The sequence below is a fragment of the Streptomyces sp. NPDC002817 genome, from assembly GCF_053592055.1.
Genome location: NZ_JBSFUY010000019.1, coordinates 146,839 through 165,806, shown reverse-complemented (window position 1 = coordinate 165,806; position 18,968 = coordinate 146,839). Strand labels below are relative to the sequence as shown.

Below are 18,968 nucleotides of genomic sequence, written 5' to 3'. Positions count from 1 at the left end.
CTTCTCGCGGCCCCCGTCAGCCCTGCCCCGGCACGCTCCTGATCACCGCGAACCGCGCCCCGTACGGATCGGCCAGCTTGGCCACCCGGCCGACGCCCTCCACGTCCGTGGCGGGCATCCGGACCGTGCCGCCGAGCTCCCGCGTCTTGGAGACCACCGTGTCCGGGTCCGTGACCTCGAAGTACGGCAGCCAGTACGGCTCCGTCTCCCCGGGGGCCTCGGCCAGGGGCACGATGCCTCCGAACATGCCGTCCTCGGACGCACCGGCGGGGTTGACGGTGGTGTACGTACCGCCAGGGAAGTCGACGCCGTAGGTCTCCAGACCGAGGGCGGCGTTGTAGAAGAACGCGGCCGCGGGCTGGTCCGGTGTGTACAGCTCCAGCCAGCACAGCGAGCCGGGCTCCTGCACGACGTCGAGGCCCTTGTTCCGGGCGGGCTGCCAGATGCCGAAGGAGACGCCCGCCTTGTCGGCGAGGATGGCCATGCGCCCCTGGTCCATGACGTCCATGGGCTGCAACAGCACCGCGCCGTGCGCCTGCTCGGCGGCCTTGGCCGTGGCGTCCGCGTCCGGGGTCTGGAAGTACACCGTCCAGGAGGGCGGGCCCTGCTCCGGAGGGTTCTGCATGCCGGCCGCGGCCGTCCTGCCGTCGAGCTGGAAGAAGCCGTATCCACCGGCCTCGGGCGGCCCCGGCTGGAACCGCCAGCCGAACAGCGCGCCGTAGAAGGAAGCGGCGCCCTCGATGTCGGGGGTGCCGAGATCGAGCCAGTTCGGGGCGCCGGTGACATAACGGGTGGTGAGCATCGTTGCCCTCCTCTGAAGGGTCCCGTCCACTGCACTGCCGAGTCTTGCACCGCCCACTGACAATCGCCCCGGGCAGTGACCATCCGTGACCGACAGACCTCGCCCAGTTTTCCCGCGATTGCGCGCGCCGCCGTGCGCCACGCCGTGCGGCGGAGGACCATCAAGGCGCCGGAGGCCTGCGAGCGCGGCGTTGATCCCGCGTTGATCGAACGTTTTTCGCCGCCCGGCACGATTCTGAACATGCTCATCGAAACGATCACCCCGCCCCGCCCGGACTGGCAGGACGAGGCGTTGTGCGCGCAGACCGGCGGAGACTTCTTCTTCCCCGAGCCGGGCAGCTCCGTACGGGAGGCGAAGCGGATCTGCGGCCTGTGCCCGATCCGCTCCGCCTGTCTGGAGTACGCCCTCGACAACGACGAACGCTTCGGTGTCTGGGGCGGCCTGTCGGAGAAGGAACGCCTGGAGATCAGGCGTACCTCTCACTGATCAGGCGTACGTCACACTGAACCGCCACGTCCCCGCCGGCACCTGCACGTCCTGGCCGGTCACGGCGAGCTCCTGCCCGTTCGCCTCGGCCGAGCGCACCTCACCGAACCGGCACGGATAGACGAACCGCACCCCCTCCGGTGCCTGGGTGATGTCCACGGTCACCGTCCGCGCGCCCGGGTCGTGGGCGAGCCGGTAGCCGAACGGCGAGCCGAAGAGCGTCGGCGCCGCGTCCACGGTGACCCGTTCGTCCCCCGGCACCCAGTGCGGTCGTACACCGGGAGCGATGTACAGGTGCGGGTCGTGGTCCTCGTCGGCCTCGAAGAAGAGGATGTCGCGGATCAGCAGCAGATACTCGGCGGCCGCCCAGCCGTGCGGGATGTCACCCATGTACCAACGGCCGAACGGGACTTCGGCGAAGTCGGAGGCCACCGGGTACGCGTGCTGCTCGTTCCAGGCCCCCAGCGCCGCCGCGCGCCCGGCCGTGTGCGGGAAGCCCGCGTCGAAGGTCCAGCCGAGCAGCTCGTCCATCCGTCCCGGATCACCGGCGAGCAGATAGGCGTGCGCCAACTGCATGGTCAGGTACGGCCCGTACGCGTACCAGGCGGCGTCGTGCCGGAAGCCACCGGTGACGAAGTGCGCGTACATGGTGTCGAGCGTGCAGCGCGCCGCCCGGTCGATGTCGTCGCCCAACTTGCTGCCCATGTGCAGGCGCAGCGGGTGGAAGTAGGCGGCCGTGCCGATCATCGTCGAGTCGAGCCGCCCGACATCGCCGGGGCCGGTCGGGATGTACGACTCCCAGGCCCCGCGCGCCCGCTGCTCACCCAGCACCCAGCGGATCGACTCGGCGGTGGCGCGCTTCAGGTCGTCGAAGGCGCCCCACAGTTCGCCGGCCTCCGGTGCCCCGATGCGCTCGGCGAGCCGGGCCGCCTCGTAGAGCCCGGCCAGTCCCCAGAAGTCGTCCCAGTAGTGCGGCTTGTCGCGCTCGCCGAGGTGCTCGGCGCTCCAGCCGCTGTGCAGCAGGCCGTACTGGTCGCGGTTGTCCCGCAGCCAGCGGGCCGCGTCGCGCACGTACGGGACGTACAACTTGGCTCCGAACGCAGCCCGTCGGCCGCTCGTGCGGTCGAACCGGCCGATCGCCCACAGGGCTTGGCCGTTGCTGTCCCACTCGCGGTCGTCCTTCTCGTGCGGCCCGCCGTAGAAGCCGTACTCGGCGCATGGCCCGATCCGGCCCGTCCCGTGGTTGAACTTGAGCGGGTAGTGGGTGCCCAACTGCCGTTCGGCCAGGGCCGAGTCGCCGACGAGCGAGCATGCCGTCGCCTCGACGGACGAGTCGCGGATCCAGAAGGAGTCGTAGACGGTCGGGCCGGGATGGATCTCACCGTGGTCGGACAGGATCAGGAGCTGTGAACGCGCCTGCCGGAACTGGTCGGTGAGATGCGCCACCGGACGCGGCAGCCCCGGCTGGAGGCCTTGCCCGAGGAGCTTCGCCGTCCAGAAGTCCCGGTTGGCATCATCCAGTTCGGCGGCCGGTGTGCCCCTGAGTTCGGCGAGGTCGGCGGAGCCGGAGAACTGGTCCACGGGCAGGCGTACGTCGATCTCGAAGACCTCGTCCTCGGCGATCTGGAACGGCCATGCGAACACGGCGCTGCACAGCCCCGCCACCTGGTCCTGCGCCTCCAGGGCGCCGTTCAGCTTGCCGCCGACGGCCAGGTCGTGGAAGGCGCTGCGGGTGAGGTAGGTGTCGGGGTCGAGGGAGAAGTCCGTGTTGCCGTAGACCCCGTACTGCTGGGGCGCGGTGTCGAAGACCGGGCCCCAGCCCGAGTTGGTCTCCACCCGCTGCTCGTTCGGCAGATGGCGCAGGAACGTCAGCCGCCGGTCGGTGATCTGCCGCCCGTTGCGGTCGTGCCGCTGGAAGCCGCTCGGTCCGGCAGGCAGTACCGCCGCGCACAGCAGCCCGGTGCGCTCCTGTCCCGTCGGACTGCCCACGGTCACCCGCGTGACCACCAGGTCCCGTTGGCTCGCACCGACGGTGCCGGCGAAGGTGCGCTGCACGAACTCGACGTCGTCCGCGGTGCGGAACGTCGTCAGCACGACCGGCAGATGCGGTGCCTCCAACCGCTGCTCCACCTGTCCTCCGTCCGGGAGTTGGGGCAGCCGCACGTCGCCCGTGGCCGGATCGTGCAGGAAGAACGAGAGGCTGTACTTGTCGTAGACGGGCTCGATCTCGCCCGCCTGGCCGATCAAGGACTCCTGACGGTGGTCCTTGACGCCGACCATGTGCCAGTACCGGTACAGGGCGTTGGAGGCGAAGGCCGCCTCCTTGGACTCGTAGGTGCCGGAGTCGAAGTCGTCGCTCCAGCGTCGGAAGGCCTGCTGCGCCCACCAGGGCACGGGGTACGGGACCTGCTCCCGACCCGCCCAGGCGCGCCACATGACCTCGTAGAACATCCACTCATGGGTCTGGGCCATGGTGTGTCACCCCCTTCGGGCACCGTTGCACCGAAGGGGCGTCCCGTAAATCGGTGCGACCGGCCATCGGGGGTGCGGTTAGGATCCGGGGGCGCGGTCCGGGCGTAGCGCAGAGGCAGACGCGCCGCCCTCTCAAGGCGGTTACGCCGGTTCGAATCCGGTCGTCCGGATGCGTGCGCGGGGTTCCGTAGAGCAGAGGCAGACTCGCCGCCTTGTCAGGGCGGATACGCCGGTTCGAATCCGGTCGGGACCGCGGTACGGCGGTGATGGGCGGGGACGGCACAGGGGCGAGGCGATCATGGAGGCGGGACTGTCCGCTTCGGGGCACGAGGCGGTCAGCGAGGCGGAACTGGCCGCCTTCCACCAGGTGGTGGGCAAGTTGCGGGCCCTGCCCGTCGACGACCCCGTGCGGCTGCGCGCCGAGCAGGTCGCCGCCTCCTTCGCCCGCGACGGACGGCTGCGGCGGCGCAAGACACGGGGTGTCGAGGCCTCCGCCGCCGACGCGCGGGCCATGGCCGCGACCGCGACCGGCGCGCTGAGCCGCCGCGAGGACGCACCCCTGGCCGGGTCCGGCGATCCAGGTGTCTTCCGTAAGCCGCGCACCTGCTATGTCTGCAAGTCGCCCTATCAACACGTCGATGCCTTCTACCACCGCCTCTGCCCTGCCTGCGCCGCCGACAACACGGCCCGGCGGCAGCTGAGCACCGACCTGGGCGGGCGCCGCGTGCTGCTCACCGGCGGCCGGGTGAAGATCGGTTTCCAGCTGGCGCTGATGACGCTGCGCGACGGCGCGGAGGTCCTGGTCACCTCGCGTTTCCCGCACGACACCGTGCGCCGCTTCCGCGCCGAGCCGGGCAGCGGGAAGTGGCTCGACCGGCTGAGCGTGCTCGCCGTCGACCTGCGCGACCCGCGCCAAGTGCTCGGACTGTGCGAGGAGTTGCGGCAGGAGGGCGAACCGCTCGACATCCTCGTCAACAACGCCGCGCAGACCGTACGGCGGCCGCCCGAGTCGTACGCGCTGCTCGCCTCCGGGGAGTACGACGCGTTGCCCGAGGGAGCGCGCAGGGCGCCCGGCTTCACGCCGATGAGGATGCTGGAGAGCGGCGCGGCGTCCCTGCCGGCGGCCCTGCGCGAGGCCGACGAGGCCGGCCTGCTGCCCGATCCGTCCCCGGAGAACTCCTGGTCGGCCCGGCTCGGCGCCCTCGACCCGGCCGAGGTGCTGGAGACCCAGCTCGTCAACGCCCTCGCCCCGGCCCTGCTGTGCGACCGGCTGCTGCCCCTGCTGCTGGCCTCGCCGCAGCCGCGCCGGTACGTGGTCAACGTGACCGCCGTGGAGGGCCGTTTCGCCGTCCGCAACAAGATGGCGGGCCATCCCCACACCAACATGGCCAAGGCCGCCCTCAACATGCTCACCCGCACCAGCGCCGCCGAACTCGCCGAGCAGGGCGTCCACATGTGCGCCGTCGACACCGGCTGGATCACCGACGAGAACCCGGCGCCGAAGAAGGCGCGGATGGCGGAGGCCGGTTTCCGGACACCGCTGGACGTGGTGGACGGGGCGGCCCGGGTGTACGACCCGATCGTGCGGGGTGAGGCCGGGGATCCGGTCTCCGGGGTGTTCCTCAAGGACTATCGGGAGGCGCAGTGGTGACACCGGACGAGGGGAAACGGCCGGCGGCGGACGGGTTCGCCGGTGTGCCGTCGGTCGTGCCGCGCCCGGTCGCCGAACTCGCCCCGCTGCTGGACTGGTTGCGCGCCGGACGCCCGGCCGGGGAACGGCTGGACTTCCCGGCGGGTACGGCGCTGCCCGACGGCCGTCTCGATCTGTGCAAGCAGGAGCTGGGTGCCGAGGGCGCCGCCCTGGTCGCGGAGGCGCTGGCCCAGGGGCCCTCTCCCGTACGGCACCTGCTGCTCGGCACGGACGGGCTGGGCGACACCGGGGCGGCCGTCGTGGCCGGGGCGAGCGGGGACGTCGAGACGCTCTACCTCGGCTGCAACGGGATCACCGCGGGCGGCGCCTGCCGGATCGCCGACCAGCTGCGGGCCTCTCCGCAGGTCGTCACCGGGGTGTGGCTCAAACGCAACCCGCTGGGCGTCGGGGGAGGGCGGGCGGCGGCCGAACTCATCGATTCCGCACGGTCGTTGCGCACCCTCGACCTCGTGCAGACCGGCCTCGACGCGGCCGGTGCAGTCGTCCTCGCCGACGCGCTGCTGGCGGCCGCCGGCAACGGGCGTCGCATCGAGCGGCTCTTCGTCGGCGGCAACCCGCTGGGGGAGGCGGGAGCGGATGCGCTCGGCGCGGTCGTGGCGGCGGGCGCGATCGACGAACTGTATGTGTCCGCCGCCCGGTTGGGGGACACGGGAGCGCTCCGCCTGGCCGACGCCCTGGAGCGGGCGCCGCACGGACGGCTCACCCGTCTCGCCGTCGCCAGCAACGGCATCGGACCGGGGGCCGCCGCCCGGCTGGTGACGGCGGCCACCGCGGCGGGGGTCACCCTGCTGGACCTCGGCCGGGTGCGCGCGGCGGCGGTGCTGGGCGCGGCCGACAACCACATCGACCTGACGGCCGCCGAGACGATGGCCGAGACCCTGGCCGCCGCCGAGCACCGTCTGACCCACCTGGTCCTGACCCACACCGGCATGCGCAGCCGCGAGGCCCACCGCCTCCTCGACACCGCACCCCGCGCCGTCACGGCCACGCGCTTCGTCCTGGGCCACGGCATCGCCGCCAGCGTCAAACGCCGGCTGGAGGCGCTGAGCGCACACCTGCCGCGGCCGGCGGTCCCCTCCGACGTGGCCGCCGTGCGGAGCGTGCACAGGACAGCCCCGCCCGACGCCTGACACTCACCGCTTTCGCATCCCCACGAACACCTCCGTCCAGAACCGCTGCTGCCGCTCCGAGGCCCCCACGAGATACGTCGCCCGCAGCTTCGCCGGCAGCAGCGCGACCAGCCGTGCCACCACCGCGCGGTGCTTCTTCAGCTGGGACAGCTCCGCGTTGGCGAGGATCTGGTGGACGACGTCGCTGTCGTCGCTGCCCTCGTCGGAGCGCGCGGCGGCGCCACGCAGCCGGGCCTCCCACGCGTCGGCGTCACGGGCGAGCTCGCGCAGACCCGTGACCTGGCGGCCCTTCAAGCGATCCATGAGGGCCGTGAGCGGAACCGGCGCGTACTCGCCGTCGCCCAGATACACCGTGCCCATCTCCAGCGGCAGCCCGCGCCGGTGCAGCTTGATGAGCCGCTCCAGCGTGCGCTTGGTGATCCAGGCCCGGCCCTCGTCGTCGATGTCGTGCTTCCACCACTCCAGGACCGTCTCCGCGTCGGAACCGTAGTGGGCGAGCAGCCACTCGTTGGCCGGGATGTCCGCCGGCTCGACGGTCAGCGAGGCCGTGAAGCGCGTCGCCTGGGCGATGTTGTTCCGGGACACCAGCAGCTTGCGGCCGAGGTGGTACGGCGGGTTCTGGACGGCTATCTGGGCGCGCAGGTTCTCGATCCGCCGACCGGCCAGCGACCACTCCTGGGTGATCTCCATGAGCTTGGCGAACGCGGCCTTGTCCTTGGGCCGGTTGTACTCGTCCCACACGATCACCTTCGGCTCCGGACCCGTGAAGTGCGCGGCGAGCAGGTTGTCCAGCGTGCCGTCCGCCGACGGGATCGGCGCGCACAGGTCCTCGACGTTGGTCACCGGCAGCGAGAAGTACAGCGCGTCCCGGCCGAGCCCCTCGCGCACCGTCTCCCGCACCAGCTCCGTCTTGCCGCACCCGGGAGGACCCTGGAGCAGCACCGTCCAGCGGTTGCGCAGCGCGGCGCGCACCACCTGTCGTACCGGGTCGGGAATCGTCGAGGGGTTGGCCACGCCCACCGACTCGGCGATCCGGTCCAGGATCTCGTGCGTACGGTTCTGGCCGGGCTTGCCGTCCGGGCCCGGCTCGGCCAGCCGCAGCCGCTCGCCGTCGACCAGGGGCAGGCCCCAGCGCAACGGGAAGCCTTCCCTCGCGTTGGCCAGGACATGGTCGAGAGTGCGCGGGGAGAGCCGCTCGCGCAGGGCGGGGGAAAGGGACGCCCACAGCGAGAACACCGGACGCAGGTCCCACGGGCGGTACTTGGCCGCCAGGTGCTTGCGCCAGGACGTGTCGTTGGCCGTGATCCGCATCGTGACCATGCGGTCCAGGAGCGCGAGGTCCCCGCGCCGGGACGAGGTCTCCGCGAGCGACTCGTTGTCCGTGAGGAACACTCCGACGCAGCCCAGGGCCCGCAGATCGTGCTCGCCCAGCGTCCAGTTGCACGCGATCTGCATCAGCTGCGACTGGATGGTGTCGCCCGCCTGCAGCGAGTCGTCGATGAGCAGCACGAACGGAGTGCCGGGCTTCAGCTGGCTCATCACCAGCTGGCGCAGCACCAGTTCACCGGTGTGCGGATCGCGCACCGGCGCGTTGACGAGCAGGTCGTCGGGCGTCAGGTTCGCCGCGGGCACGTACACCAGGGCGGTGTCCGGGTGGGCTCGGGCGAGGTGCGAGAAGAAGGTCGCCGTCTTGCCGATGCCGTGCTCGCCGAAGATCTGGCCCGTCTGGCCCATGTCGATCATCGCGTCGATGAAGGACTCGAGCCGTGAGACGGTCGTCGATTGCCTTGTTTCCGTGGTCATTTACCGTGATCCCGTGGTGACGCGATGGCAGTCCATCGCGGGTGTGTACCTCTCGGGCCATTCGTCGCCGCCCTCAGTGATCAGCCAGATCCATCTGTCCGGCTCGGCGGGCGTGATCGCCGGCGCGTATCCGTCGGTGAGCACCACGACGGCGTCGGGGGTCTCGTCGAAACGGCGCCCGTTCACCTCCGTACGGCCCTCCACGTAGTCCGCGACGACCTGGAAGCTCGTCCCGCCACCGCCGTAGACCCGCTCGCCCGGCACGAAGGGCATCACCACGGCGTCGAAGGACAGCCAGTGCGCCTGAACGCCGTCGATCCCGCCCACGAGTTCGGTCAGCCAGGTGATCACATGGTGCGGCATCGAGCCCGAGGTGTCGTACGCGACGACCAGCACCTTGTCCCGGACCGGGCCACGCCTGGCCAGCATCGGATCCTGGCCGAGGGCCGCGAGCAGGGCACCGCGCTTCTTCGGGTACACCAGCCGCTCGCCGTCGCGCAGTCTGGAGCCGAGGACGTCGACCAGCCAGCGCTGCCACCAGTGGACCGTACGCGTGCGCGTGGTCTCGCCGCGCAGCATGCCCGCGCCCAGGTTCCCCCAGATCCGGGCCGCCCGGGCGTTGCCGTCCTGGGTGCGGTCCATGAGGTCGAGCAGCTCCCGCTCCGCGCCCGCGTGCCCGCGCCGGGCCGCCAGCAGGGAGTTGAGCAGCGCCGAGGAGGTCACCGCGTCGACGGTCTCCTGGTCGGCCGGGACCGGGGCGCCGTCCGCCAGACGCACGCACAGCCGGCGCTCCGGGACCGGCGGGCGGTGCATCCGCTTCAGCTCGCCGTAGACCCGCAGGTCCGTCTCGGTGAACGTCTCGTACGGCACCGGCTCCAGGCCGTGGGCCGTGAGGTCCGCGCGGTAGTGCTCGTACACCTCGCGCGGGTCGATGCCCGTCGGCCGGCCGTCCAGCAGAGGCAGTTCGCGCCTGCCGAGCCGGACCAGTGCCACATGGTTGATGGACACCTCGGCGGCCAGTTCGAAGACCGGGTCGTCGTGCAGCTCGGGGTCGGCGAACAGATGGCGGTGCACGAGGTGGCGGGCCTCGTGGAACAGGACGAACTTCACGCCGTCCAGGCCGAGTCCGACGAAGAAGTCCGGGTTGAACAGCAGCAGACAGGTGCCGTCGCCGGACGCCACCACGGCCGCCGTGTCGATCGCGGTCGTCGGGATCTGGTGATGGCACTTGGCGTACAGCCAGGACGCCACCGCCGACTGCGTCAGCCCGAAGTCCAGCAGCGCGGCCTCCTTGAGCCGCCGCGCCTCCTCCACCACCCCCTGATCCGCCGGGCGGTACGCCTCCAGTGCCCTGCGGTCGGCGAGGTCGACCACCGGGGGACGCCGCCCCCGCTCTCCGTACGCCATCTCGTGCCCCCCGTACTGACCTGCCCCCGTGCCTCATTGGTACCAGGGCGCACTGACATCGGGCCAAGGCATTACGATCTGGCGTCAAGGGCGGGGTCGTAGCGCAGAGGCAGGCGCACCGGTCTCCAAAACCAGAACACGCTGGTTCGAATCCAGCCGCCCCGCCCCCCTGGGCCCTGTCGTCACATTCCCGCCTGCCCCGCGACACCATCACGCCCTCTCGCCGCACCGGGCACAGACCCACGTACAACCAGGACGAGAGCCCGTGCCCGGCACGCCGACAGGGCCTAGGCGATGGCGCCGGCGGTCACCACGAGTTCGGGCACGTTCCCGTGGAAGCTCTCCATCAGCTGGGCCAGCACCGCCCACGCCTCCTCACGGTCGCCCAAGTGCTCCCGGACGAGCGGGCGGAGCGCGGCCTCGGCCTCCTGGACGCGGGCCGGGAACAGGGCGTGCCCCATCGCGATCACCTCGAGGACGCGGATGGCCGGCCCCTCGGACGTCACGTACTCGGCGGGACCGTCGTACACGCCCGCCTGGCGGAGCCGATGGGTGAACTTGGCGTGCGAGCCGAATCCCGCCCGCACGGAAGGCGGGCAGTCCGGGCGTACGGAGAGCGCCCAGCGCGTGTAACCGGGCAGTGGGTGCTCGGCGTCGGCCTCGCCGACGGTCTGCCAGTCGGCGCGCGTCAGCACCATGGAGGCGGCGGCACGTCCCGCGGCCATGGAATCGACCTCGCGCAGACTGCCGACGAGGCCATGGCGGACGTAACTCCCGGGGATCTCGTGTTCCGCCCCCGGGAGCGTGCGGTCGACCCGGATGGTCCCGGTGCGGCCGGGACCGAACGGCACACCGCGCGAGACGGCCCTACGCAGCCCGGAGTCGGTCCCGATGTACCTCCACACGACGGCGTTGAGCCCCGGATCGTCGTTCTCGAGAATCCACAGCGCCACCGAGGCCGGCAGCTGCGTGGCCCACGTCCATGCCCGTCGCAACCGCTCCGCGGTGGCCTCGGGCCGCTCGGGCGAGGGCAGCCCGGTCCGTGCCCGTACCCGCTCGGCGGTCTCCCCGTCGACCAGGCCGAGCAGAAAGCCGACCGCCTGTTCCACCTTGCTGTTCTGCCGCATGGCCGCATGATGCCGCAGGCAGAAGCCGGCCCGCGCGGAAAATTTCTCCGCGCGGGCCGGCTCGTGTGTTCTTGGCCGACGTCAGCCGGCGGCGCGCGCCGCCATCCGCGCCTTGCGCGCGGCGAGCTTCTCGTCGAACTTGGATGCCTCCGAGTCGAGAGCGCCCATGTACAGGCCGATCTCGTCCTGCGCCTTCTGTCCCTCGGGGCCGAGACCGTCGATGTCCATGACCTTCAGGAACCGCAGCACCGGCTGGATGACGTCGTCGTGGTGGATGCGCAGGTTGTACACCTCGCCGATCGCCATCTGCGCCGCGAACCGCTCGAAGCCGGGCATGCCGTGGCCGGGCATGCGGAAGTTGACGAGGACGTCGCGCACGGCCTGCATGGTCAGGTCGGGGGCCAGCTCGAACGCGGCCTTCAGGAGGTTGCGGTAGAAGACCATGTGGAGGTTCTCGTCGGTCGCGATGCGCGCCAGCATGCGGTCACAGACCGGGTCGCCCGACTGGTGGCCGGTGTTGCGGTGCGAGACGCGGGTCGCCAGCTCCTGGAAGGCGACGTAGGCGACCGAGTGCAGCATCGAGTGCCGGTTGTCCGACTCGAAGCCCTCGCTCATGTGGGACATGCGGAACGCTTCCAGCTTGTCCGGGTCCACCGCGCGCGAGGCGAGGAGGTAGTCGCGCATCACGATGCCGTGGCGGCCCTCCTCGGCGGTCCAGCGGTGCACCCAGGTGCCCCAGGCGCCGTCGCGGCCGAAGAGCGAGGCGATCTCGTGGTGGTAGCTGGGGAGGTTGTCCTCGGTCAGGAGGTTCACCACGAGCGCGATGCGGCCGATCTCGGTGACCTTCGACTGCTCCTTGTCCCAGGCCTCGCCGTCCTCGAAGAAGCCGGGGAAGTTGCGGCCGTCGCTCCATGGCACGTACTCGTGCGGCATCCAGTCCTTGGTGACCTTGAGATGCCGGTTGAGTTCCTGCTCGACCACTTCCTCCAGGGCGTACAGCAGCTTGGCGTCGGTCCAGACGGAAGGGCTGCCGAGGTGAGGGGTGGCGATCGTCACGGGGACTCCAGGGGGACGTGTGACAAAGCTGAACAAACCGGCGAGCGGTTGCCGGATCCTATGGAACTTACGAAAGCGTAGGCTACGAATCCGTAGGTTACGAGACCGTAGGTTAAGCGCGCTGTAAAGATCCCTGATCAGCACATGTTCCAGGGCCCACCCCAAAGGCTCCAGGACCGCAGGTCCGGGGCCGAACGGGTGATCCGGTCACTCGGTCAGGCGTACAGCTCCCGCATCCGGACCGAGAGGCATGTCACACATCCCTCGAGCTTCTCGAACTCGCTGATGTCGACGACGACCGGCTCGTGGCCGAGGTCGGCGAGCAGCTCCGTCGTCTTCGGCGCGCTCGCCGAGATGAGCAGCTTGTGGCCGCCGAGCAGCACGACGTGGCCGCCGGCCTCCTCGGGCACCGACAGGAAGCGCGGGAAGAGCGAGGGCCGGTCCACCTTCGGGATGTGTCCGATCACCGTCCCGTCGGGCAGCGCCGTGACCGCCGACTTCAGATGCAGCACCTTGCTCACCGGCACCGCGACGACCCGCGCCCCGAGCGGCTCGAAGGCGGCCCGCAGCTGCTGCACGCCGGCCGCGTCGGTCCGGCCGCCGCGTCCGACGTAGATCGTGTCGCCGACCTTCAGGACGTCGCCGCCGTCGAGCGTGCCGGGCTCCCACACCCAGTTCACCGAGCAGCCGAGCGAGGCCACCGCCTCCTCGACGCCCGCGGTCTCCCGGCGCCGGGACTCGGCGCCGGGCCGGGTGATGAGCGCGACGTTCTTGTACATGACGACCGTGTCCTCGACGAACACGGAGTCCGGGCAGTCGTCGGCCGGATCCACCTCGACCGTGTCCCAGCCGTGCGCGCGCAGGGTCTCGACGTAGGCCTCCCACTGCTCGACCGCGAGATCGATGTCGATCTTCTCGCGCTCGATGTGCGTCACCAGTCCTTCGGCGAGGCGCGGGCTGGGGCGGCGGACGAGGGCCTTCTTGCTGGGCACGAGGAACTCCGTAACGGCGGCATGGACGGCACCCCGGAAAAGCGGCACCGGTCAGCCATCATGCAGGGCGGGCCCGCGCGCACAAAACCCCCGGTGTCAGGCTGTGGCCCTCCTGAGATACGCGGCGGTAACCGAGCCCGGCGCCGCGAGCAGCTCCTTCGGCGTCCCCTCGAAGATCACTTCGCCCCCGTCCCGGCCCCCGTCCGGCCCCAGGTCGACGATCCAGTCGGCGTGCGCCACCACGTCCAGGTGGTGCTCGACGACCACGACCGTGTTCCCCGCGTCGACCAGCCGGTCCAGCAGCGCGAGCAGTCCGTCCACGTCCGACATGTGCAGCCCGGTCGTCGGCTCGTCGAGCACGTACACGGCCCCCTTGCGATGCAGCCGCGTCGCGAGCTTGATGCGCTGTCGCTCCCCGCCGGAGAGGGTGGACAGAGGCTGCCCCAGCGCGAGATAGGTGAGGCCGACGTCCCGCAGGGCGCGCAGTCGCCGTCGTACGCCCGGGTCCTCGAAGGACACCAGTGCCTGCTCGGCGGTCATCTCCAGTACGTCGGCGATGGAGTTGCCGTCGACGGTCAGCCGCAGCACCTCGTCCTTGAACCGCCGCCCCTCGCAGTCCTGGCAGGTCGTCGTCACCGGGTCCATGAAGGCGAGGTCGGTGTAGATGGTCCCGCGACCCTCGCACGTCCCGCACGCGCCGGCGGAGTTGAAGCTGAACAGGCCGGGCTCGGTGCCGGTCTCGCGCGCGAAGATCTTCCGAACCGTGTCCATGATCCCCAGATAGGTGGCCGGGGTGGAGCGCGCGGAGATCCCGATCGCGGACTGGTCGACGACCACGGCGTCGGAGTGCGCGGCCGTGAACTCCCGTACCAGCGTGCTCTTCCCGGACCCAGCGACCCCCGTCACCACGGTCAGCACCCCGGTCGGGAACGCCACGGTCACCTCTCGCAGGTTGTGCCGGTCGGCGCCCTTCACCCACAGGCCGCCCGAGGCCCGTCGTACGTCCTCCTTGACCGCCGTACGGCGTCCCAGGCACCGCCCGGTCAGCGTGCCCGACCCGGCCAACTCGGCCGGTGTCCCCTCGAACACGACCCGTCCGCCGTCCGCCCCGGCCCTCGGGCCCATGTCGACGACGTGGTCGGCGAGCGCGATGACGTCCGGGTCGTGCTCCACGACCAGCACGGTGTTGCCCTTGTCGCGCAGCCGCAGCAGCAGGTCGCCGAGGCGGCCGACGTCGCGCGGGTGCAGGCCGACGCTGGGTTCGTCGAAGATGTACGTCATCCCGGTCAGGCTGGAGCCCAAGTGGCGCACCGTCTTGAGGCGTTGGCCCTCCCCGCCGGAGAGCGTGGATGTCTCGCGGTCGAGGCTGAGATAGCCGAGACCGATCGAGGCGATCCGTTCCAGCGCGGTGACGGCGGCCGAGGCGATCGGTCCGCCGACGCCCCGCAGTGCGGTGATCAGGTCGCTGACCTGCATACGGGTGCAGTCGGCGATGCCCAGGCCGGCGATCCGGGTCGCGAGCGCCGCCGCGTTGAGACGGGCGCCCTCGCAGACCGGGCAGGTGCCCTCCGCCAGGAACTCCTGCACGAGATCACGGGTCTTCTGGCTCATCGCCGACAGGTCCCGCTTCAGATAGAGCCGTTCGAAACGGTCCGCCAGGCCCTCGTAGTCGGTGGTCCAGGTGCCGCCCGCCCCGTTCACGGTGACCTTGCTGCCCGGACGGCCGCGCATCAGGAACTCCCGCTCGGTGTCGGTGAACCGGGCCACCGGCCGGTGCGGGTCCAGCTCGGTGGTGTTCGTGTACGTCTGTCCCTGCCAGGTCCCCGCGGCGAACGGCGGGAAGCGGACCGCGCCGTCGGCCAGGGACAGCTCGGGGTCCAGGATGCGGTCCCAGTCCGGACGTACCGTCCTTCCCAGGCCGTCGCACTCGGGGCACATGCCCGACGGGTCGTTGAACGAGTACGCGGTCGCCGGCCCGGCGCTCGGGGTGCCCTCCCGGGAGAACAGCACGCGGATCACCGGGTGGACGTCCGTCATCGTGCCGACGGTGGACCGGGAGTGGCCCCCGACCGGCCGCTGGTCGACGACGATCGCGGGCGAGAGGTCCTCCAGCGCTTCCGCGCGCGGCCGCTCGTACTTGGGCAGCCGGTTGCGGATGAACCAGGTGAACGTCTCGTTCAGCTGGCGCTGCGACTCGACCGCGATCGTGTCGAAGACGATCGACGACTTCCCCGATCCCGAAACGCCGGTGAACACGGTCAGCCGGCCTTTCGGGATGCGGAGGGTGACGTCCTTGAGGTTGTTCTCGGTCGCTCCGGTAAGGGTGATGAAATCGGGCATGCACCCGACGCTAGGCGGGATACCCGACAGCCTCTGGCGTGATTTCCCGCAGTTCTCCGTCCAGCAGCAGCCAGCGGGTGATGCCGATCGACTCCAGGAACGGCAGGTCGTGGCTGGCCACGATCAGCGCCCCCTCGTACGACTCCAGCGCGGTCGTCAGCTGCCGCACGCTCGCCATGTCGAGGTTGTTCGTCGGCTCGTCCAGCATCAGCAGCTGCGGCGCCGGCTCGGCCAGCATCAGCGCGGCCAGCGCCGCCCGGAAGCGTTCGCCGCCGGACAGGGTCGCCGCCTGCTGGTCGGCGCGGGCGCCCCGGAACAGGAAGCGGGCGAGACGGGCCCGCACCCGGTTGTTGGTGGCGCCCGGCGCGAACCGGGCCACGTTCTCGGCGACGCTGAGCTCGTCGTCGAGCACGTCCAGGCGCTGGGGCAGGAAACGCAGCGGCACATGTGCCGTCGCCTCGCCCGCCACCGGCTCCAGCTCCCCGGCGACGGTCCGCAACAGCGTCGTCTTGCCCGCGCCGTTGCGCCCGATCAGCGCGATCCGTTCGGGCCCGCGCAGGTCGAAGCCGCCTTTCACCTGGGCCCCGTACGCCAGCTCCAGATCCATGAGGGTCAGGACGTTCCGGCCCGGCGGTACGGCTGTGTACGGCAGCTCGACGCGGATCTCGTCGTCGTCCCGTACGGCCTCCACCGCCTCGTCCAGCCGTTCCCTGGCCTCGGCGAGCCGCTCCTCGTGCATGATGCGGTGCTTGCCCGCGGACTCCTGAGCCGCGCGCTTGCGCGCCCCCATGACGATCTTCGGCTCGCGCTTCTGGTCCCACATCCTCTGCCCGTACCGCTTGCGGCGGGCCAACTTCATCTGGGCATCGGACAGTTCGCGCTTCTGCTTCTTCAGATCCGCCTCGGCGACCCGCATCATCCGCTCCGCGGCCTCCTGTTCGACGGCGAGAGCCTCCTCGTAGGCGGAGAAGGTGCCGCCGTACCAGGTGACCTCGCCGGAGCGCAGATCGGCGATCTGGTCCACCAGGTCCAGGAGTTCACGGTCGTGGCTGACCACGACCATGACACCGGGCCAGGACGCGACGGCCTCGTAGAGCCGCCGGCGGGCGTACAGATCCAGGTTGTTCGTCGGCTCGTCCAGGAGCAGTACGTCCGGGCGGCGCAGCAGCAGCGCGGCCAGCCGCAGGAGCACCGACTCGCCGCCGGACACCTCGCCGATCGTGCGGTCCAACCCGATGTCGCCGAGGCCGAGTTCACCGAGCGTTGCCAGGGCGCGCTCTTCGACGTCCCAGTCGTCGCCGACGGTCTCGAAGTGCTTCTCCGCCACGTCGCCCGCTTCGATGGCGTGCAGCGCGGCGCGCCGGTCGGCGATACCGAGCGCCTCGTCGACCTTCAGGCCGGTGTCGAGCGTGACGCTCTGCGGGAGGTAACCCACCTCGCCCGCGACGCGCACGGCGCCGTCGGCCGGGGTGAGTTCACCGGCGATCAGCTTCAACAGGGTGGACTTGCCGGACCCGTTGACGCCGACCAGCCCGGTCCGGCCCGGACCGAAGGCGATGTCCAGGTCCTCGAAGACGGGGGTGCCGTCGGGCCAGGAGAAGGAGAGGGACGTGCAAGTGAGGGAAGTAGACATACGGGCCTCGCGGTTGCTCGATGCGGCAGGGGGCAAACGCGTATCGAGACACCTGTGACCAAGGGGGAGTCAGACTCCGCGGGCATGAGAAGAGCCCTGCACCGGAGGACGGCTCGAACGCCGAGGTCGCACGCAGCGCACACACACATGTGGTGGGTGACGCGGTGTCTCAGGACCTCAGACGAGCAACGTCCTTCTCCAATCGACGGCAACAGGACCGTCATACACCGTAGGAGAGGGCGTGAAGGCTGTCAACGAATTAACGTGAGACCCGATCGCACCCTGAGGAGGCCCCGTGCCCAACGGCTCGCTGTCGCTGCCGGCCCGGCTCTATCTGCTGGCCTGGGACACCACGAGGAACGAGCTCGCCGGCACCACCCACCTCGTGCGGGCCGGCGCCCTCACCGAGCTGGCCCAGCGCGGTCTGCTCGTCGACGACGACGGCATCGCCACCCCGGTCGACATGGACTCCGGCACCGGTGACGCCGTCCTCGACGGGCTCCTGGAACTCGTACGCGAGTCCCGGCCGCACCGGTGGCGCAGCTGGGTACCGCTGCACGCGCGCGTGACGGCGGAGGCCGTACGGGAACAGCTCGCCGCCGAGGGATATCTACGAGCGGACAAGCGCCGGGCCCTCGGCCTCTTCCCGACCGTCGAGTACGCCCTGGAACGCGTCGCAGCCGTGGACGCGCTGAGCGAGGAGGCACGGCAGGTCCTCGAAGGGCCCGTGCGACCCGCGGACGTCTCCGACCGGGACGCGGCCGTCGTCGTGCTGGCGGCCGCGGCCGGGGTGAGCTCCCTGGTCACCCGCAAGGAGCGCGGACAGTACAAGGAGCGGCTGGCGGACCTTCGGGAGCGCAGCGGGACGGCCGCGCCGGGACTGCGGAAGATCATGGACGAGCTGGGTACGGCGCTGACGGCGACCGCCGCGCCGACGGGGGTCTGAGAGCGCGAGGGGACGGGGGCGGGCGACCGGAAGCGATGTGAGGGCTCGCCGGGGCCGGTGGGGCGGTGCGGTCACGAGGGGGCTGGTCGCGCAGTTCCCCGCGCCCCGGGGTCGGTCAGTGCCCACGCCCTTCCACACAGTGGTCGGTATCGAGACATCGGAACGTCCATGTCGGATTCCTACCGGACCCGCCCCGTTCCCGCTGCTTGGCTGGACGTCATGACGAACCAGACCTCGCTCCGTGACCGCGCCCTCGCCTTCCACGCCCTGCATGTGCCGGGGCGGCCGCTCGTCCTGCCCAACGCCTGGGACACCGCGAGCGCCCGTGTCGTCGAGGACGCCGGTGCCGCCGCCGTGGCGACCACCAGCGCGGGGCTCGCCTGGGCCCTGGGTGCGGCGGACGGTGACCGGGTGGAGCGGGAGCGGGCACTCGGTGTCGTCGCGGACATCGTGGCCGCCGTCGGCGTCCCCGTCAGCGCGGACGTCGAGAGCGGCTACGCCGAGGATCCGGAGGGCGTCGCCGGCACCGTCCGCGCGGTGCTCGCGGCGGGGGCGGTCGGTGTGAACATCGAGGACGCGCTGTACGGGGAAGGCGCAGGGCCGCTGCGGGCCGTCGCCGCACAGGCCGAGCGGATCGCCGCCGCCCGGGAGGCCGCCGATGCCGAAGGTGTGCCGCTGTTCGTCAACGCCCGCATCGACACGTTCCTGCGGGGCGCCGGGGACGTGGACGGCACCCTGGAACGGGCCGCCGCCTTCCGGGCCGCGGGCGCCGACGGGATCTTCGTCCCCGGGGCCGTCGACCCGGGCACCGTCAAGCTGCTCGTCGACGGTATCGACGGCCCGCTGAACGTCATGGTCGGCCCGGGCGCCCCGCCGGTCGCGGAACTGGCCGCGCTCGGCGTCGCGCGCGTGAGCGCCGGTTCGGGCATCGCGCAGGCCGCGCTCGCACTGGTCGACCGCGCCGCACGGGAGCTGCTGGAGGCGGGAACGTACGAGTCGCTGGAGGGAGGCCTCGACTACGGCAGGCTCAACGGGCTGCTGGGAACAGTTCGCTGAACGCACC

Annotated in this window: 14 protein-coding genes and 3 tRNA genes; 8 read left to right on the top strand and 9 right to left on the bottom strand. The window is 71.2% G+C overall.

The window, feature by feature from the left end; genetic code table 11:
• Positions 1-16 precede the first annotated feature (16 nt).
• The gene (locus tag ACWD3I_RS30645) at positions 17-802 is read right to left on the bottom strand and encodes a VOC family protein (protein ID WP_365411677.1); all 786 of its coding nucleotides are present in this window, start codon (positions 800-802) and stop codon (positions 17-19) included.
• Positions 803-1,042: 240 nt separating this feature from the next.
• Between ACWD3I_RS30645 and ACWD3I_RS30640 the strand changes: the two genes are divergently transcribed.
• The gene (locus tag ACWD3I_RS30640; protein ID WP_365411680.1) at positions 1,043-1,288 is read left to right on the top strand and encodes a WhiB family transcriptional regulator; all 246 of its coding nucleotides are present in this window, start codon (positions 1,043-1,045) and stop codon (positions 1,286-1,288) included.
• Here the strand turns inward: ACWD3I_RS30640 and ACWD3I_RS30635 are convergent, their stop codons facing one another.
• Positions 1,289-3,760, bottom strand: coding sequence for a prenyltransferase/squalene oxidase repeat-containing protein (locus tag ACWD3I_RS30635; RefSeq protein WP_365411683.1), 2,472 nt, complete (start codon positions 3,758-3,760; stop codon positions 1,289-1,291). It abuts the gene before it with no gap.
• A 98-nt stretch (positions 3,761-3,858) separates the two neighbouring features.
• On the opposite strand from ACWD3I_RS30635, the gene ACWD3I_RS30630 reads away from it, so the two are divergent.
• The 4 genes from ACWD3I_RS30630 to ACWD3I_RS30615 all read left to right on the top strand — a co-directional run bounded on the left by ACWD3I_RS30630 (position 3,859) and on the right by ACWD3I_RS30615 (position 6,601).
• Positions 3,859-3,930, top strand: a tRNA-Glu gene (locus ACWD3I_RS30630).
• An 11-nt stretch (positions 3,931-3,941) separates the two neighbouring features.
• Positions 3,942-4,013 (top strand) — tRNA-Asp (locus ACWD3I_RS30625).
• A gap of 45 nt (positions 4,014-4,058) precedes the next feature.
• Positions 4,059-5,411, top strand: coding sequence for an SDR family oxidoreductase (locus tag ACWD3I_RS30620; protein ID WP_365411686.1), 1,353 nt, complete (start codon positions 4,059-4,061; stop codon positions 5,409-5,411).
• Positions 5,408-6,601, top strand: coding sequence for a leucine-rich repeat domain-containing protein (locus ACWD3I_RS30615; RefSeq protein WP_365411689.1), 1,194 nt, complete (start codon positions 5,408-5,410; stop codon positions 6,599-6,601). The genes ACWD3I_RS30620 and ACWD3I_RS30615 overlap by 4 nt, the downstream gene beginning before the upstream one ends.
• A 3-nt stretch (positions 6,602-6,604) precedes the next feature.
• On the opposite strand, the gene ACWD3I_RS30610 is transcribed toward ACWD3I_RS30615, so the two are convergent.
• Together ACWD3I_RS30610 and ACWD3I_RS30605 are read right to left on the bottom strand one after the other, a co-directional pair.
• Positions 6,605-8,404: an AAA family ATPase gene (locus ACWD3I_RS30610; protein ID WP_365411692.1), complete on the bottom strand. Its 1,800-nt coding sequence runs from the start codon at positions 8,402-8,404 to the stop codon at positions 6,605-6,607.
• The gene (locus ACWD3I_RS30605; protein ID WP_365411695.1) at positions 8,405-9,811 is read right to left on the bottom strand and encodes a vWA domain-containing protein; all 1,407 of its coding nucleotides are present in this window, start codon (positions 9,809-9,811) and stop codon (positions 8,405-8,407) included.
• 90 nt (positions 9,812-9,901) lie between these two features.
• On the opposite strand from ACWD3I_RS30605, the gene ACWD3I_RS30600 reads away from it, so the two are divergent.
• Positions 9,902-9,977: transfer RNA gene (locus ACWD3I_RS30600), tRNA-Trp, on the top strand.
• Positions 9,978-10,098: 121 nt separating this feature from the next.
• Here ACWD3I_RS30600 and ACWD3I_RS30595 read toward each other — a convergent pair.
• From ACWD3I_RS30595 to ACWD3I_RS30575, 5 genes are all read right to left on the bottom strand, one after another.
• The gene (locus ACWD3I_RS30595) at positions 10,099-10,938 is read right to left on the bottom strand and encodes a hypothetical protein (protein WP_365411698.1); all 840 of its coding nucleotides are present in this window, start codon (positions 10,936-10,938) and stop codon (positions 10,099-10,101) included.
• 81 nt (positions 10,939-11,019) lie between these two features.
• Positions 11,020-11,994 carry an acyl-ACP desaturase gene (locus tag ACWD3I_RS30590; protein WP_266885630.1) on the bottom strand — a complete coding sequence of 325 codons (975 nt, stop codon included), beginning with the start codon at positions 11,992-11,994 and terminating at the stop codon, positions 11,020-11,022.
• 215 nt (positions 11,995-12,209) lie between these two features.
• Entirely contained in the window at positions 12,210-12,986 is a 777-nt protein-coding gene (ddaH, locus tag ACWD3I_RS30585) for a dimethylargininase (RefSeq protein ID WP_365411993.1), read from the bottom strand.
• Between the two features lie 96 nt (positions 12,987-13,082).
• Positions 13,083-15,326: an excinuclease ABC subunit UvrA gene (locus tag ACWD3I_RS30580; protein WP_365411996.1), complete on the bottom strand. Its 2,244-nt coding sequence runs from the start codon at positions 15,324-15,326 to the stop codon at positions 13,083-13,085.
• A 10-nt stretch (positions 15,327-15,336) separates the two neighbouring features.
• A complete protein-coding gene (locus ACWD3I_RS30575; RefSeq protein ID WP_365411999.1) occupies positions 15,337-16,959 on the bottom strand; it encodes an ABC-F family ATP-binding cassette domain-containing protein in 1,623 nt (540 codons plus the stop codon).
• Between the two features lie 295 nt (positions 16,960-17,254).
• Here ACWD3I_RS30575 and ACWD3I_RS30570 point away from each other — a divergent pair, with 295 nt between their 5' ends.
• On the top strand, positions 17,255-17,905 hold the full coding sequence (locus ACWD3I_RS30570; RefSeq protein ID WP_365412001.1) for a GOLPH3/VPS74 family protein: 651 nt from the start codon (positions 17,255-17,257) through the stop codon (positions 17,903-17,905).
• A gap of 219 nt (positions 17,906-18,124) precedes the next feature.
• Entirely contained in the window at positions 18,125-18,961 is an 837-nt protein-coding gene (locus tag ACWD3I_RS30565; RefSeq protein ID WP_365412004.1) for an isocitrate lyase/PEP mutase family protein, read from the top strand.
• The last annotated feature ends 7 nt before the right edge of the window (positions 18,962-18,968 follow it).

What these genes read in the sequence shown, in the direction of transcription:
- ACWD3I_RS30645 (WP_365411677.1), bottom strand. Translation starts at nt 802, where the DNA reads ATGCTCACCACCCGTTATGTCACCGGCGCCCCGAACTGGCTCGATCTC.
- ACWD3I_RS30640 (WP_365411680.1), top strand. Translation starts at nt 1,043, where the DNA reads ATGCTCATCGAAACGATCACCCCGCCCCGCCCGGACTGGCAGGACGAG.
- ACWD3I_RS30635 (WP_365411683.1), bottom strand. Translation starts at nt 3,760, where the DNA reads ATGGCCCAGACCCATGAGTGGATGTTCTACGAGGTCATGTGGCGCGCC.
- ACWD3I_RS30620 (WP_365411686.1), top strand. Translation starts at nt 4,059, where the DNA reads ATGGAGGCGGGACTGTCCGCTTCGGGGCACGAGGCGGTCAGCGAGGCG.
- ACWD3I_RS30610 (WP_365411692.1), bottom strand. Translation starts at nt 8,404, where the DNA reads ATGACCACGGAAACAAGGCAATCGACGACCGTCTCACGGCTCGAGTCC.
- ACWD3I_RS30605 (WP_365411695.1), bottom strand. Translation starts at nt 9,811, where the DNA reads ATGGCGTACGGAGAGCGGGGGCGGCGTCCCCCGGTGGTCGACCTCGCC.
- ACWD3I_RS30595 (WP_365411698.1), bottom strand. Translation starts at nt 10,938, where the DNA reads ATGCGGCAGAACAGCAAGGTGGAACAGGCGGTCGGCTTTCTGCTCGGC.
- ACWD3I_RS30580 (WP_365411996.1), bottom strand. Translation starts at nt 15,326, where the DNA reads ATGCCCGATTTCATCACCCTTACCGGAGCGACCGAGAACAACCTCAAG.
- ACWD3I_RS30575 (WP_365411999.1), bottom strand. Translation starts at nt 16,959, where the DNA reads ATGTCTACTTCCCTCACTTGCACGTCCCTCTCCTTCTCCTGGCCCGAC.
- ACWD3I_RS30565 (WP_365412004.1), top strand. Translation starts at nt 18,125, where the DNA reads ATGACGAACCAGACCTCGCTCCGTGACCGCGCCCTCGCCTTCCACGCC.